The sequence below is a fragment of the Vulcanisaeta sp. EB80 genome (assembly GCF_002078205.2).
Genome location: NZ_LCWN02000001.1, coordinates 58,902 through 74,075, shown reverse-complemented (window position 1 = coordinate 74,075; position 15,174 = coordinate 58,902). Strand labels below are relative to the sequence as shown.

18 protein-coding genes and 1 tRNA gene are annotated in these 15,174 nt (G+C 45.0%); 11 read left to right on the top strand and 8 right to left on the bottom strand.

What is annotated here, in order from left to right:
• Positions 1 to 17 precede the first annotated feature (17 nt).
• A complete protein-coding gene (locus B7L70_RS00415; protein WP_081225922.1) occupies positions 18 to 863 on the bottom strand; it encodes a TFIIB-type zinc ribbon-containing protein in 846 nt (281 codons plus the stop codon).
• A 108-nt stretch (positions 864 to 971) separates the two neighbouring features.
• Positions 972 to 1,322, bottom strand: a complete 351-nt coding sequence (locus tag B7L70_RS00410; protein WP_081225921.1) for a hypothetical protein — start codon at positions 1,320 to 1,322, stop codon at positions 972 to 974.
• Positions 1,323 to 1,382: 60 nt separating this feature from the next.
• Between B7L70_RS00410 and B7L70_RS00405 the strand changes: the two genes are divergently transcribed.
• Entirely contained in the window at positions 1,383 to 1,805 is a 423-nt protein-coding gene (locus B7L70_RS00405) for an Lsm family RNA-binding protein (protein ID WP_081225920.1), read from the top strand.
• A gap of 34 nt (positions 1,806 to 1,839) precedes the next feature.
• Positions 1,840 to 3,480: a tRNA guanosine(15) transglycosylase TgtA gene (gene tgtA / locus B7L70_RS00400; RefSeq protein WP_081225919.1), complete on the top strand. Its 1,641-nt coding sequence runs from the start codon at positions 1,840 to 1,842 to the stop codon at positions 3,478 to 3,480.
• Between the two features lie 27 nt (positions 3,481 to 3,507).
• Here the strand turns inward: tgtA and B7L70_RS00395 are convergent, their stop codons facing one another.
• Positions 3,508 to 4,233 carry a proteasome assembly chaperone family protein gene (locus B7L70_RS00395; RefSeq protein ID WP_081225918.1) on the bottom strand — a complete coding sequence of 242 codons (726 nt, stop codon included), beginning with the start codon at positions 4,231 to 4,233 and terminating at the stop codon, positions 3,508 to 3,510.
• Positions 4,234 to 4,495: 262 nt separating this feature from the next.
• Here B7L70_RS00395 and B7L70_RS00390 point away from each other — a divergent pair, with 262 nt between their 5' ends.
• From B7L70_RS00390 to dcd, 4 genes are all read left to right on the top strand, one after another.
• Complete coding sequence (locus B7L70_RS00390) at positions 4,496 to 4,726, top strand: 30S ribosomal protein S17e (RefSeq protein WP_081225917.1); 231 nt, start codon at positions 4,496 to 4,498, stop codon at positions 4,724 to 4,726.
• A 43-nt stretch (positions 4,727 to 4,769) separates the two neighbouring features.
• Positions 4,770 to 5,312, top strand: a complete 543-nt coding sequence (gene hsp20, locus B7L70_RS00385; protein ID WP_081225916.1) for an archaeal heat shock protein Hsp20 — start codon at positions 4,770 to 4,772, stop codon at positions 5,310 to 5,312.
• A 61-nt stretch (positions 5,313 to 5,373) separates the two neighbouring features.
• The gene (gene metG / locus B7L70_RS00380) at positions 5,374 to 7,107 is read left to right on the top strand and encodes a methionine--tRNA ligase (protein WP_081225915.1); all 1,734 of its coding nucleotides are present in this window, start codon (positions 5,374 to 5,376) and stop codon (positions 7,105 to 7,107) included.
• Between the two features lie 113 nt (positions 7,108 to 7,220).
• Positions 7,221 to 7,760 carry a dCTP deaminase gene (gene dcd / locus B7L70_RS00375; RefSeq protein ID WP_081225914.1) on the top strand — a complete coding sequence of 180 codons (540 nt, stop codon included), beginning with the start codon at positions 7,221 to 7,223 and terminating at the stop codon, positions 7,758 to 7,760.
• Here dcd and B7L70_RS00370 read toward each other — a convergent pair whose 3' ends face one another.
• The 3 genes from B7L70_RS00370 to B7L70_RS00360 all read right to left on the bottom strand — a co-directional run bounded on the left by B7L70_RS00370 (position 7,761) and on the right by B7L70_RS00360 (position 10,443).
• Positions 7,761 to 8,939, bottom strand: a complete 1,179-nt coding sequence (locus tag B7L70_RS00370) for a fucose isomerase (protein WP_081225913.1) — start codon at positions 8,937 to 8,939, stop codon at positions 7,761 to 7,763.
• 2 nt (positions 8,940 to 8,941) lie between these two features.
• Positions 8,942 to 9,898 (bottom strand): threonine/serine dehydratase, encoded by a 957-nt coding sequence (locus B7L70_RS00365; RefSeq protein ID WP_081225912.1) that lies wholly within the window; start codon positions 9,896 to 9,898, stop codon positions 8,942 to 8,944.
• Between the two features lie 62 nt (positions 9,899 to 9,960).
• Positions 9,961 to 10,443, bottom strand: a complete 483-nt coding sequence (locus B7L70_RS00360; RefSeq protein ID WP_081225911.1) for a peroxiredoxin — start codon at positions 10,441 to 10,443, stop codon at positions 9,961 to 9,963.
• Positions 10,444 to 10,586: 143 nt separating this feature from the next.
• Between B7L70_RS00360 and B7L70_RS00355 the strand changes: the two genes are divergently transcribed.
• Positions 10,587 to 11,114: a MarR family transcriptional regulator gene (locus tag B7L70_RS00355; protein WP_081225910.1), complete on the top strand. Its 528-nt coding sequence runs from the start codon at positions 10,587 to 10,589 to the stop codon at positions 11,112 to 11,114.
• Between the two features lies 1 nt (position 11,115).
• Here the strand turns inward: B7L70_RS00355 and B7L70_RS00350 are convergent, their stop codons facing one another.
• Both B7L70_RS00350 and B7L70_RS00345 read right to left on the bottom strand, forming a co-directional pair.
• Complete coding sequence (locus tag B7L70_RS00350; RefSeq protein WP_081225952.1) at positions 11,116 to 11,337, bottom strand: hypothetical protein; 222 nt, start codon at positions 11,335 to 11,337, stop codon at positions 11,116 to 11,118.
• A gap of 2 nt (positions 11,338 to 11,339) precedes the next feature.
• Positions 11,340 to 12,122: a plastocyanin/azurin family copper-binding protein gene (locus B7L70_RS00345; protein WP_081225909.1), complete on the bottom strand. Its 783-nt coding sequence runs from the start codon at positions 12,120 to 12,122 to the stop codon at positions 11,340 to 11,342.
• Between the two features lie 158 nt (positions 12,123 to 12,280).
• Here B7L70_RS00345 and B7L70_RS00340 point away from each other — a divergent pair, with 158 nt between their 5' ends.
• The 4 genes from B7L70_RS00340 to B7L70_RS00330 all read left to right on the top strand — a co-directional run bounded on the left by B7L70_RS00340 (position 12,281) and on the right by B7L70_RS00330 (position 15,128).
• Positions 12,281 to 13,957 carry an NAD(P)-binding protein gene (locus B7L70_RS00340; RefSeq protein WP_238376008.1) on the top strand — a complete coding sequence of 559 codons (1,677 nt, stop codon included), beginning with the start codon at positions 12,281 to 12,283 and terminating at the stop codon, positions 13,955 to 13,957.
• Between the two features lie 34 nt (positions 13,958 to 13,991).
• A tRNA-Ala gene (locus B7L70_RS13115) sits at positions 13,992 to 14,110 on the top strand.
• A gap of 280 nt (positions 14,111 to 14,390) precedes the next feature.
• Positions 14,391 to 14,690, top strand: a complete 300-nt coding sequence (locus B7L70_RS00335) for a hypothetical protein (protein ID WP_081225907.1) — start codon at positions 14,391 to 14,393, stop codon at positions 14,688 to 14,690.
• A 69-nt stretch (positions 14,691 to 14,759) separates the two neighbouring features.
• Complete coding sequence (locus tag B7L70_RS00330) at positions 14,760 to 15,128, top strand: hypothetical protein (RefSeq protein WP_081225951.1); 369 nt, start codon at positions 14,760 to 14,762, stop codon at positions 15,126 to 15,128.
• Positions 15,129 to 15,174 lie beyond the last annotated feature (46 nt).

Genomic DNA, 15,174 nt, shown 5'->3' with positions numbered 1-15,174 from the left:
CACGATATAAAAGGGGCCTATGTTCTTCTATGAGCATGCTCTAACGGACATAATTTATTAACATAATCCTTTAACGTGAATGGACTTACATGCATTACTTTAGCCACATCATCAATGCTAAACTCATAACCCTGCCTCCTACTTACACAATAAACAATTAGAGCCGCTAAGTTCACAGGACTTTTTGATTGAATGAAGGATTTCTTTAGGTTATTGAGGAAGTTTTCAGCCTGTGGGTATAGCGTTACCCAGGAGTCCCCAAGAAGCTTGGCTAGGCCTAGTCTCACGTGAGATAATATTCTATCCCTCACACTATACTTAGCTCCCATTGCTAATAGGGCTTCCCTTATTGATTCAGTATTTAGTTTATGACCCCTTGACTTACAGACATTAATAACCAACTTAGTGCTCACGGGCAAATTATGTGTTAGAATTACGTAGAGCATTGAGGCCACGGCCATTTGGTAATAGGTAGCATCGACATTGCCGGAGCTCATTATTTTACGAAAGATGATCTTCGCCTCATTAACATATTCCTCATTAATACCGAGCGACTTAGCTATGAACTCCATGCACTCAAAAGCCCTGTGTATCGAGTAGGTTTCACGACTCCTCCTGAGCCTATTATTTATTATTCTTAATCTTCTATAGAAGTTAAGCTTTCCGCTGATGTCCTTCTTAACGACTTTCTCCACGGATTTCCATATTGGTGTTAGATCTATTTCTTCATCATCTAGTTTTCCTATTGATTGTGTATACGTATCGTAAACGTATACAGAACCAAGGACAGTTCCACAACTTGTACACACATATTGGCCATCTCTTTCAATAACCAATGGGCTTCCGCAATATGGGCATTTCATGGCATAATTGGTACGCCTTACGAATTAATAAGCCAAGTGTTTATATGCTATAGTTATCAGGACTTATTAAAATACTATGGAGTGAGTGTGTTTACTAAAACTTTCACTCTACTTTATTAACTTTAACCCAACGTAAACCTTCTCGCCAACCTTAACCTCATTCCTGAAATTATTAACATCCAGTATCAAACCACCAATCGATATCTTAACTAATCCCTCACTAACATGGTAAACAACACCGTTCATATACACATCCCAGTTGGAGGCATAATTTGGGTCCTTATTACTACTAATGCTAACCTTAACACCATCTCCCTGCCTAATATTAACACCAACTGCATCCCTAGGATACTCGAGGGCTAACGATAGACCAGAACCACTCTCCATCTCAAGCCTAACAATACCCTTATAACCTGTCTCCTTAACATTAACTACCTTAAAATCACCACTTAACTCCATCGACTCACGCAGAAGGGAAAAATGCTAAAAAGGTTTTCTGGCACCATCTCTAGAGCGGTTATGTCATTACTCGCTGATGCAGCCAGGAGGTTCAATGCGGAGTTACTGAATATGGTGAATAAGGAGGTTCGAGTAACCACGAACAGTGGTGTTACGTATAGGGGCACCCTTGTTGGTATCGATAACTCATTAAACCTGATGCTCGTCGATGCCGTTAATGACAAGAATGAGAGGTTCTCTAGGGTCTTAATAATGAGTCACGCAATAATCGACGTTGTCCTAATTCAGGAGTTCGTGGATCTCAGGGAGTTCGCCAGGTACATAGATAGGTACTTCCCTGGAATGGTTAAGTACATTGAGGAGGCAAACGTTGTCCAGGTTGGTAATGTCAAAGTAACAACGGCAGGCATCGAAGGTTCAGGACCACTTGCTAAGCGTGTTAAGGAGTTATTTGATGAGTTCATGACGAAAAGAAAGGCGTGATGTAATCCCTTAACTATAAAGGGGAGTCATTAACATGACCTTCGAGATCTTGGATAAGGACTTAGCAGGGAGGATTGGCAGGTTAATTACCAAGGCAGGTGTTATAGAGACTCCAGCGTTATTTCCCGTAATCAATCCCATAAAGCAGGTCTTACCATTGGGTGAAATAAAGAATGTTGGTTTTAACCAGGTAATAACCAATGCTTACCTACTCAAGAGGCATTATGGCGATTTAGTTAAGGATATCGGAATCCATAGGTTCCTTAATTGGGATGGACCAATAATGACGGATTCAGGTGCTTATCAATTATTAATGTATGGTAAAGTTGATGTCAGCCCCAGCGAGATCCTCAGGTATGAGGTTGATATTGGGACGGACATCGGCGTAATACTTGACATACCAACACAGTGGGGCAGGCCTAAGGATGCTGTTTTTCTCGAGATTGAGGAGACGCTGAGGAGGGCTCGTTCTGCACTCACAAAACTCAAGCTCTGGGATCCTGAACATAGAATGCTCATTGTCGGGCCAGTACAGGGCGGCGATAAATTCGATATATTAAGTTATTCAGCAAGTAAAATGGGTGAGTTGGATTTCGATATTTACGCGGTAGGAAGTCCCACAACACTCCTTGAGGAGTATGATTTCTCAACGGTAATTAGGATGGTTGCTACGGTTAAGGCTAGGTTACCTCCAGGCAAACCCATTCACCTATTTGGTGCGGGTCACCCATTGATACTACCCTTCGCGGTAGCCATGGGTGTGGATCTCTTCGACTCAGCCAGTTATGTCCTCTATGCACGTGATGATAGGATAATCCTCAGGGATAGGACCGTTAGGTTAAGTGAGCTTAGGGTCGATAGGATACCGTGTAATTGCCCAGTGTGTAGGAGGTACTCGGTTAAGGAGTTAATGAGTATGAGCAAGCCCGAACGTGAAAGGCTAATAGCCCTTCACAATTTACATGTTTTATGGGAGGAATTACAGGAAATAAAGGCTAGGATTAGGGAGGGCACACTTTGGGAGTACCTAGAGGAGAAGGCAGGTGGTGATGCGAGGGTAAAATCAGCCCTGTTAGCATTGAGGAAGGGGCTGAAGGCTCTATTAAACGTTATCCCGGACGAGTCAGGTCGTGTAAGGGCCATGCACATAACATCCATGGAGTCCCTCGGCAGACCTGAGGTGGTTAGACATGTGGAGCGATTATTCAATAATTATGAACCACCAAGAGGCTGTGTGGCGATAGTATTGCCTGGCGAATACCTAGATAGACCCTATGCGCGTGATTTCCTCATTTCCTGGTTACTAAATGAATTGTCAGCGAGGAATTTGCTAAGTAAGGTCCATGTTGTGATTAATAACCCCGTACTTGGCCCAATACCCTACGAAATAAGTGAGATATACCCACTTTCACAGCATGAGTACCCCCAACCCATACCAAGGTACTTACGCTCCTACTCGCTTTACTTATTGCGCAGATACTTAGATGTATTGGTGCAGCGCGGATTCACGGATTTAATAATCATAACAATAGGTGATTGTGAGTCACGTATAAAAAGTATTATCGATAGACTGGGTCCCCTGAAAAGCTCGGTTATCCTCAGGGCAAGCTCTAAGGACGAATTATACTCATTGATGACCTGGGTAATCAATGTTGTGGAGAATATTAAATGCTAATGCGTAACTTCATCATCAGTGCAGCCATTAAATATAATGTGGAGGCCCCTCCCTTCTTTTGGCTCTCTCCTGTAGCTCCTTAAGCTCCTTATCAATCATATCGGCTAACTCCCTTAACCTACTAACATCAATCTCCACACCAGTTAATTCCTTCAGGAACTGTATTGCAACAATAGCCGCATTCGGATCAGCACGGAACGGCTCCGCGTAGGGCAATATTGCTATTGCTGGTACGTTCAATCTTTCGAATTCATTCATGAGCAGGGCTAACGGTCCTACCATCGCGTAGTTCAACTCCATAAGCCTAACACCACTCAATGAGAATTTATCCCTATATGCGCTGGTTACCGTAACCCTCAACAAATCATTACCATCACTCCTCAACCTATTATCAAGACCACCGAAGAGTATGGCTTCCCTAAAACCATTAATGTAAACCCAATGGGCAATGGTCCTTACAACGTCATGGGCGTATCTCGTCATGAAATCCCCATCCCAATGAATGACTGATATCGTGAAGCCAGGGTCTGGGCAGTGATAAATCTCGCCGGGTGTTGATAAAATATTTGTATTAACAACATAGGCGCTGAAGGGAGGCTCTTTGGGCATCTCTATGAAGCCAACCCTACGGCAATTAAGCGCATTCACGAGATGCTGAACGGTTAGGTAGCCCACCATACCTATGCCAGCAAATCCTGTTAGGAAGTACCAAGTCCTTATTATTGGTTCCGTAATACTTATCCTAATATTCACAGTGAAGCATCCCTAGAGTCGCCTATAAAATTATTATTCTTATGGAATTTTTACTACGCTGTGCGAAATTCATGTGGTTACGGCATGGTTATCCATTACGTTTTTCATCATAGGCAGATTATTTCTCATTAAGCCTATTACATGATTTTTCGAACTGTAACCATGCATGAATTTTAAATTAATGAGCCATTTTCGACAGGCTAACCCACGCAAAACTTTAATAGCCTTAAGATGCCACCAAACGTAACGGTGAGGTATCGCAATGGGTAAGGTAAGGCCTAGGTATGTAAAGAGTTTGGCTAGGAGGTTGCTCGAGACTTATCCAGATAGATTTAGTGAGAATTTTGAGAGTAATAAGAAGGTTGTTGCCGAGTTAGCGGACATACCTAGTAAGTCTATACGTAATAAGGTAGCTGGCGAGATAACCAGGATGATTAAGAAAATGAAGGCTGGTGCCAGCGAAAAGGCAGAGGTCGAGTTAGAGGAGCAGTGAGGGAAGGAAGGTTTTTAAGTATTGACACTCTTATACATCGATTATGTCGTGGTTTGAGGATATAGATAATTGGTTCAAGAGAATCCAGAAATATTTTGAGGAGCTGGAGAGGGAGATGGAGGAGGAAATAGATAGAATGATGCGCGGCGTTACACCCGAGGAAGAGGAAGGTGGTAAGGGTAGGGCTAAACCTAGGTATTATTATTACGGCTTTGAAATATCAATAGGACCTGATGGTAAGCCCAGGATTAAGGAGTTTGGTAATGTTAGGCCGAAGGGTGAGAGGCCTATTATTGAGGAGGATATTGAGCCACTAACCGATGTTATTGAGGAGGAGGACTCGGTTAAGGTTATAATGGACATGCCAGGTGTTGATAAGGATAAAATAAACATAAGGGTTAGTGAGGATGGTAAGAAGCTAATAATAAGTGCCAGGGATACTGACAGGAGGTACTATAAGGAGGTTGATTTACCTACGGAGGTTGATCCATCGCAGTCAAAGGCCACGTATAGGAACGGCGTACTGACCGTGGAGCTCAAGAAAAAGAGCACAGGCAAGAAGGGCTTCGAGATAAAGGTTGAGTAGCGCGATAATATTAAAATTAGAATGTACTAAAAATTTAAAATGCTCCCCTAGCACCGTGTTCGTGGGTGATGCATCTGGAAATGCCAGGAGATGGGTTATAGGGTCTGCATGGCCCTACATCTACGCAGTACCACACCTAGGCAACCTAATTGGTTCAGTACTATCAGCCGACGTTTTCACAAGATACCTAAGGCTTAAGGGTGACGATGTAATCTTTGTATCAGGCTCTGACGAGCATGGAACACCAATTGAGGTTGAAGCATTACAACTCGGTATTAAACCTAAGGAGTTGACGGATAGGATGCATGAAATCGTGAAGAGACTCTTTGAGCTATGGGAAATAAGCTTCGATAACTACACAAGGACGGAATCACCGGTTCATAAGGAGTTCGTTAAGGGGTTCTTCATGAAGCTCTACAATAATGGTTACATAATCACCAGGGAGGATGAGGTGCCTTACTGCCCTAAGGATAAGATTTACCTGCCGGATAGGTTCATAATAGGCACATGTCCATACTGCGGTTACCCATACGCAAGAGGTGATCAATGCGAGAACTGCGGTAGGTTGCTAGAACCGAAGCTCCTGATAAACCCGAGGTGCGCAATCTGCGGTTCTAAACCTACGTGGGTTAAGACCAAGCACTGGTACCTCGATCTAACAAAGCTTGAGGGTAAGGTTAGGGAGTACGTTGAGGGTAACACCGCACTGCCCGAGAATGCTAGGCAGATGAGCCTTGGAATGCTTAAGGAGGGTTTGAAGCCAAGGGCAATAACTAGGGATAATAAGTGGGGTATTGATGCACCATTCCCTGGAGCCGAGGGCAAGACAATATACGTATGGTTCGAAGCAGTTCTCGGCTATATATCAGCAACCATAGAATACCATAGGAATAAGAACAGTGAGGATGAATGGAAGAAATTCTGGCTTGACGAAAACTCTAGGGTCGTGTTCTTCGTGGGTAAGGACAACATACCATTCCACGTAATATTACTTCCCGCAATGCTCATAGCGAGTGGGGACCCATACGTCATGCCATACACAACCGCGTCCACGGAATACCTACTCTTCGAGGGTAAGAAATTCTCGAAGAGCCAGAGGATCGGTATTTGGATAGACGAGGCACTGGCCCTTATGCCGGTTGATTACTGGAGGTTTGTACTCATATACCAAAGGCCTGAGGGCAGAGACACTAGTTTTACCTGGCACCAAGCCCTTGAGATAATAAATTCGGTGCTGAACGACGTGATTGGCAACTTCATACACAGGGTCCTCACGTTCATAGCCACGAGGTTCAACGGTGTTGTGCCTGGCGGTGACTTAAAGGACGTAGACATTAGGTATAGGGATGAGGCGTTGGCGCACTTTAAGAATGCCGAGGATCACTATGAAAAGATAGAACTTAGAGGTGCCCTACTCGAGACCGTGGAGATAGCGAGGGTTGGTAATAAGTACCTCAATGAGAGACAGCCCTGGGAGTTAATAAAGACCAACAAGGACGAGGCTGCTGCGGTAATAACCAACGCATTGCATATGGTGAAGGCATTATCAATAGCGTTATGGCCCATTATACCCAGGTCTATGGAGGAGCTATGGGCAATAGCTGGCTTCGGCAATTTAAGGTGGAGTGACGCCTACGAACCACCGAGGCCAGGCACGAAGGTGATTAACGTGAGGCCACTCTTTAAGAAAATCAGTTATGAAGAGTTTAAGTCAATGCTGAAGAAACTGGAGGAGATTAGGAACGAGAAGGACAAGGGTAAGTACCCATGGGAACAGGTATGGCTTCCCAAATGATGAGTGGTTAAGAGACGCGGCATGCACGGCAGTACCTAAGCACATCACTAACCATATTACATTTACTTAACCTTAGTAATTATAAAATAGGGCTGTTGCGGTTCATACATGAAATGTCGGTATTGTCCCACGACGAGATACTTAGGTTCATTAGGGAGGGCTTGCTTTCAATTGAGCCGTTTAGTGAGGATATTGTTAGGGAGAATGGGCTTGACCTAAGGGTTGGTACCGAGTATGCAATATATGCCTTCGATAATCAAGTCATAGATCCCTGCGAGCTTGAATCGGCTAGGCACCTCTTTAGTATTGTCGAGGCTAAGGACGGGAGGATAGTCATACCACCAAGGAGCTTCGCGTTACTGACGACAATGGAGTACGTGAGGTTCCCGAGGGATGTCGTTGGCTTCTGCAACCTAAGATCAACACTGGCCAGGTATGGTTTAAGCGTGCCACCGACAATAATTGATGCGGGCTTTGAGGGTAACGTCACGATTGAGGTCATAAATAACAGCGGGAACTACATAGTCCTTAGGCCCGGCATGAGGTTCCTACACGTAGTCCTCGTCAAGACAATCGGCGAGGCCAAGTACGTAGGCCGCTACCTTGGGCAGAGGGGCGTAACACCACCAAAGGGGTTGAAAAACGAGTGCTGATTAGTTGTACCTTACGTATTCCATGCCCAATACGGAGGCTATGACCTCCAACTCCCTAGTTATGTCTCCAGGTACAATAACGTGGTGATTATACGGCGCCAGCTTCACCACTCTAGATGCATCAACGCCTAAATTCAGAACCGCCTGTGTCCTGCACATGTTATTGCTCATTAACCCAGAATTAACAACCTTCGCCGTGAATACACCCATCCTCCTAAAGTCGCTAGATACCGAAATGCCCGTCACCTCGTTGAAAATCAATTCCCCCGTCAATCCATATGGATAACCCGACTCGAAATGTGCCAATACCCTCGGGTTTCTAATCATGTTTAGGGCTATGGTACAGTGGGACATGGTTACCGTACTGCCTTCGACGTGGTTCACATTCGCAATCCAACCACTATAGCCAGTTAATTCCTTAGTCAGCATCATCGAGAATAATGCCCTGAGATCCGCCTCGCAGGCCGCTATTAGTCCCTCCTCATTCAACCTGGCCAGGGCCAGACAGGGCGTGACCCTATGCTCTACCAGGTATGGGAAGCAGTTTATCGCAGTTGCGTCGTACCTAGCGTATAGACCCCTTATCGCAGCGTATATCTTGCCGACCTCAAGTAACCTCTCGGAGCCAATTTCGAACTTAACCCTACCCTTGATGAGGTTTACGAATTCCTGGGCAATACCTTCATCGGCATTCTCAACGAGTCTTTCGAATTCGCTCATGTTAATAATGTCGACCTTGGAATCGAACCTATCCTCAAACGACCAGGAAATGTCGCTTTTCCTATCGACACCAAGCAAGGCAACCTTGACTCCAATCACCCTGGCAATAGCCCTTGCAACCCTAAGCGCTCCGCCAAGCTCGCCGAGATCGTTTATATGGAGAATACCCGAGTCAACACCTAAATCCCTAAGGAGAGCCCTTGCATCGAGTGCCGAAGCGAGACTATTGAACCCCGGGTATGAAACTAGGACAACCCTACGCACCCTATTCACAGACACCAACTCACCAACTAATCTACTGACTCCACCAGATAGGATGACCGCAACCACGAGGGAATCTCCGATACTTAAATCTTTTAATTCGTCAATACTTGTTATGATTTTATCAATACCCCGAACCACAGGTACCTTATCCTTATGGAGTGGTGACACGAAACCTAACACGACTATGCCTACCATGATCAATACCCCTCAATTATTTTCTTAAGAAGCTCGGGATCGATGTTGCCACCAGTCACCATCACCACAGCCTTCTTACCAATAAGCCTATCCCTCAACTTCATTGCCGCAGCCAGTGCTGCGGCACCGGCAGGTTCGGCGACTTGTCCTGTAGTGATGAGTAATTCTTTAATTGCCCTGAGCATCTCATAATCGCTGACCAACACCACATCATTGATTCTACCCCTCAATATCTCGAAGGGTAGCTCATAAGCCCTCGCCGTAGCTAAACCCTCGGCTATGGTCTTCGCATAACCAGTGGACACCAATCTACCTTCTCTAAGCGATAAGTAAACGCTTGGTGCACCCTCGGCCTGCACGCCAACCACCTCTATCGATGGATCTATCGATTTATAAACAATCACTGCACTAGCCGCGCCGGAGCCACCGCCTATTGGGTTTATCACAACATCCACATCGGGTAAATCCTCAATAACCTCCAGGTGCATGGTACCTACACCATGGTAAAGCAACGGCTCGTTGGTACTGTGGACAAATAGCATCCCCTCCTTCTCAGCAAGCTTCTTTGCATAATCAAGCGCCTCGTCAAAGACATTGCCGTGGAAGATTACCTCGGCACCCAAATCCTTCACAGCCTCGACCTTAACCCTGGAGACGCCATTAGGCATCACAATAACCACCCTAGTCCCAATAACCTTACCGGCATAAGCCACCGACTGGGCGTGATTGCCCGTGGACGCTGCGATCAAGCCCCTTTTCTGCGCCTCATCCTTCCTAACCAACGCATAGTAGAGACCACCCCTAACCTTAAAGGCTCCGGTTGGTTGTAGATTCTCGAGCTTTAGATACACATCAAACCCAAGTTCCCTGGACAACTGCCTAGAGTATATTAGCGGTGTCCTTGGAAGTTGGCTGCCGATTAATCGCCTAGCCCTATACACATCACGTAATGCAATCATCACAAAAATACCATGAATCACGTAATTATTAATTTTATTACGTGCGCCCCCAATGGACTTGATCAACCGAGGTATTTCTTATTGAATTCATTCACAAGCTTTATTATCTCATCATACGGTGGCTCAACGAGCGGGTCATCACTAACCCACTTGTATAGTACGGTGCCGTCTGGAGCAATTATGAAGGCTGATCTCTTGGCAACGCCCTTAAGGCCTAGTAGGTTCTCGTGAACTACACCGTACTTCGTAATAACCTCCTTATTGAAATCACTAAGTAACGTGAAATTAAGCCTATTCGCGTCCTTAAACGCCTTGAGTGCAAATGGTGAATCTACGCTTATCGCTATTACCTCGGCATTCGCACTATTTAGTATGGACATCCTATCCCTAAAGGTGCAAAGCTCTTTCGTACATACCGACGAGAATGCGGCTGGGAATGTTAGTAGCACTACAATCCTCTTACCAAGGAACTCACTCAACTTCCTAGGTTTCAACTCTGTATCCAAAAGTTCGAAGTCAGGTGCCTTTTCTCCAACTTCGACCATACGCATGGAGTGTGACAGTACCTGTTTAAAATAGGTTCTTCATGATTCATAATTTTATGAGGTACCTGTATATAGACAATTTTTAATGAACACCTAACCTATAACGAGTAGGGTTTTTAATTAAAAATCGCTTTTAAATAGAGATGCATGCTGGAATAAGCGGACTAAACCTTGCACTCCTCGTGTTAGGCATAGTCATTTTAGCCGTAGCCGCAATACTCCTCATCACCGCACTATCCATGGTTAATTACATGGGTTATTACCACTGTATGGGCATGATGTGCGGACCAATGATATACTACCCATTGATACTACCGGTAACGCTTATGGCTATAGGTACAGTTCTCCTAATACTCCCACTAACCATATTGAGAAACTACGGCATAAATAACACAGGTACTGCAAAGGTCAATGCCGGTGGTGATGCCACCGCAGAAACACCAGGTATTAGTGACATACTTAAACTACTGCCTAGCCAAGAGAGGGAGGTTTTGGAGTACGTAATTAAGGCGGGTGGTGAGGTTTTTCAATACCAAATAATGAGGGACTTAGGGCTTAGTAAGGTTAGGGCTTGGAGAATAGTACGTAGATTAGAGGAGAAGGGGCTTGTGGAGGTTTCTAAGGTTAAGGGAAGGAATGTGGTTAAATTAAGAAAGAAGAGCGGTGTTTAATTTAATGCCCCGTCCCAATTAGGTGGCAGGGTGGAGAGCCATGCCCACCCATGTTTTCATGACCACTACGGCTTAATGACCGAATCAACCAAACTATCAATAGTACTAACAACGCCATAAACAGTATGAAGAGCAATGCACCAAAGATCCACCAACCAAAGCCAAACCATGGCCCCCATCCCCAACCCCACCAACCCATGCACCAAGGACAAAGCACAACCATGCTCACCACCCCATCATACCCGGTCTCATCCCTGGATAACCAACTGGAGCATATGGATTTTGGTAATTACCTATTACCTGACCGTCACCATTGCCAATCACTATTATTTCTCCATACATACCACCCTCAGCGTGGCCGGGGTATGTGCATAGATACCAGTAAGTACCTGGGGCATTGAGTGCTATTACGTATTGATATCCATAGGCATAGCCAGACTCGTAATTAGCTGGTGGTAGCCACCTCATGTAGAGCATCATTTGTGGACCCATACCACCGTACATGCCTATATAGGGCATGACATAGTATGGGTAGGGTGGTGGTACCGTGGTCACTACGAAGTTGTGATACATGTCATCATCGAGATTTATAAACGTCACATGGATAATTGCACCTGCTGGTACGACTAATGTTGGGTTTATTAAACCATATATGACGAAAACATCCCCATGCACATAGGGTGGCGGTGTTGCGTTAAACATGGACTCGGCATCATTACCCATCATTGCTAAAACCACGAGGTTTATCTGGGTGCTTGTAAACACTATAGTATTATTTTGGGGATAAACATGGGCGTAGCTCGGCACTTCCATGGACATGCTTATCGACTTATTTATTGGGTATATGGAGTACCCATAACCACCATATAAATTATAATAACTATTTACATAACCATTATGATAATAGTAATAACTGCTACCCAGTGTGCTAACCATACCTATTATTATCGCAGTCACCACTGCTCCTATTACTATCCCCATGATGATGTATACCCACCTCTGCTCCATACTGATCGAGCTACCTTCCCGGTTTCAGGCATAAAAAGTCTCCATGTAACCGGTCGTGTAACCGGCTTGGTAACCTCATGTTCTCTTAATGGTTACTTGGTTCTTAATTCATGAAAAAGCGGGAGTCATTATTTAAGCCTGAATTTAAACGAGGGTCCGTGCGTTTGTTTGAGCCTGTGAACATAGACGGTGTTACCATTAGAAATAGGATTGCACTATCACCGATGGTTACGAACTTTGCAACCCCTGATGGTTACCCAACCGATGAGTATATAGCGTACATAGCCCGGAGGGCTAGGCACGTTGGGTTGATAATCACCGAGTACACGTACATAGATAGGATCGACTCAAGGGGATCACCTAATCAATTAGGTATTTACAGTGATGAGTTGATACCTAAGTTAAATAGGTTGGTTAGTGTTGTGCATGGCAATGGCGCAAGGATATTCATTCAGCTTGTACATGCTGGTCGTAAGACGAGGAGGAACATAATATGGGGCAATACACCCATTGCACCATCGAAAATACCATTGTTTGAGGATATTAGGGAAATGACGGAGGAGGACATTGAGAGGGTGATTAATGAATTCGCAGAGGCTGCCAAGAGAGCCGAGAGGGCGGGTTTTGATGGGATCGAGATACATGGAGCTCACGGATATCTGGTGGCTCAATTCCTATCACCGGCAACGAATAAGAGGCGTGATAAGTACGGTAATGGTGTCGTATTCCTAAGCGAGTTGTTAAAGGCCGTTAGGACCGCGGTCAGCATACCCGTGGGCCTAAGGATAAGTGCGACGGAGTTTGACCCAAGTGGTCTAACGCCCCAAAGGGTTCATGAAATAGTTAAGGAGGTAGAGCCATTACTTAGTTACGTGCATATATCAGCTGGTAGGGATGGACCGCTTGGTTCATCAATGCCGTTTTACTACAAGAGACCCGCCTTTATTGAGGAGGCCAGGATAGTACGTGAGGGCTTAAGGATACCCATGTTCTTAGTTGGCTCCGTAGTTACACTCGACGATGCAGAGAAGGTCCTCGATACCGCTGACGTGGTAGTTATAGGTCGCCAATTATTGGCAGACCCTGACTGGCCTATCAAGGTTAAGCTGGGCCTACCGATAAGGCCCTGCATAAGGTGTAACCAGAGCTGTAGAGGCTTCATGACTAGGGAAGTTAGGTGCGATGTTAATCCAGAGCTTGGTTGGGAAATATTACCTCCATTACCCAGGGTTACAGGTCAGGTAAGAGTTATTGGTGGTGGAGTTATGGGTCTTGAGGCGGCCAGGGTATTAGCCAGTGCGGGCCTTGAGGTTGAACTTTATGAGAAGGAGGATAGACTCGGTGGTCAATTGAATTGGCTTCTTGATCCTTGGAAGAGAATGGAGTTCTTGCAATTACTTAATTATTATATTGATGAATTAAAGAGATTGAATGTAAAAATAAGACTCAATACCGAGGTTAAGGACTGCGACACCGATTGTATATGGGCAGTGCCTGAGGAGACACAACCGAGGTTTATTGAATATAGGGGATTGAAGATACTGATAGACTCGAACTTGTACGCTTATCAGGATTACGCTTTTGAGTGGGTAAGGCACAATGAGGTGTATATAACGGAACGAAGCCTTAGGGAGCTAGACCTAGCAAGAAGGTACCTATTAATCAGGGGTTATGAGGGCGTAGGTGTTAAGGTAATTAGTGATAAGGAGGCAGGGTCAATAAAGGCTGATATCACCATGAGGGAATTTAGGAGAGACCAGCCAAATCTTGGTAAATCAATAAGTAGAGGTTATTGGCTTGCACGCAATTACATACTTACGAAAATAACGCAATAAAAGACTTAAAACCTCCCCTTGGTGTTGGCGTTTTGGGCCGGTAGTCTAGCCTGGAAGGATGCCCAGGGACGGTAGTCCCGCACAAGCCTCGCATTACCCTTAACAGCACGGGATCGCGGGAGAACCCGGGTTCAAATCCCGGCCGGTCCACCATTACGATGTTTTTGTATCGCCCTTTCTGTTTTGGGCTTTAACTGATCAATCCCTGTAAGGGTGTATGATGATTCCATAGGCCGGAAGCGCTTCCGGCACTATGATAAACCCACAACCTCAACAACAATCAACCCAAGTAATAATTAACCGCATAAAAGGAACAGAAAAAGAGGAATCCTAGGTCTAAACCGTAGCAGGTCAACCAATAATCGTGAATGCATTCTGATTTGTGCCGTGGTTAGGCACAGGGTTTATTAATTGCGGGTTTTTGCGTAATTGCGTGAGTCAGCAGGATAGGCAGGTTCAGCAGTCGGTTCCCGTGAATCAGGACTTGATAATAGCTGGCGCCTTGGCGTCTATAAAGCCTATAATACAGGTTGTGCTTAGTGACTTGGTTAATGATCCCAACCTTAGGAAGATCGTTATCTCATCGATGATTTCCGTGCTTAATGATAGGGAGTTTAGGTCCTCGTTGAAGTCCTTGATAATTGAGTTGGTACGCGATGAGAATGTGAGGCGTGAGTTAAGGGATTTCATTAGGGACGTGGGTAATCCGCTTAGGTTGTTGATGCCGCCGTGATGCAAAGTAAGGGCTATTTAAATTAATTCCCTAAGAATGATTAATAATAAGTTGATTTTTGCTGCCCCAATGAGTTCACAGGTAGATCCAATACAAATAGCCAGGCTTCCTGAAAACCAGAGGGAGGCGACAATAAGGAGCATTTTGCAGATGCTCTTCAGTCTACGGGAAGACCAGGCATTTCAAGCGCTCAGGGATGTCATATCAACACTTGCACAAAGGGCTACTGATGAGGAATACATCAATTGGTGCAAGACCACAATGAAGATACTTGCCTCATACCCAGACGATGTTGTTAAGGCAGGGCTTACCCTAAGGTCCAGGGTTGTGTCTAGCCTCGATAAGAGGTTGCAGGATAGGGATCAGGCGATAGTTAGCAGGGTCTTAACGCTGCTTGATGAGAGTACGAGGCAGAAGCTCATGAGGAATATGAAGTGAGTTTCTTAGCATCGTCAAAGTATTTTTAAATTCATTAACCAGCAAT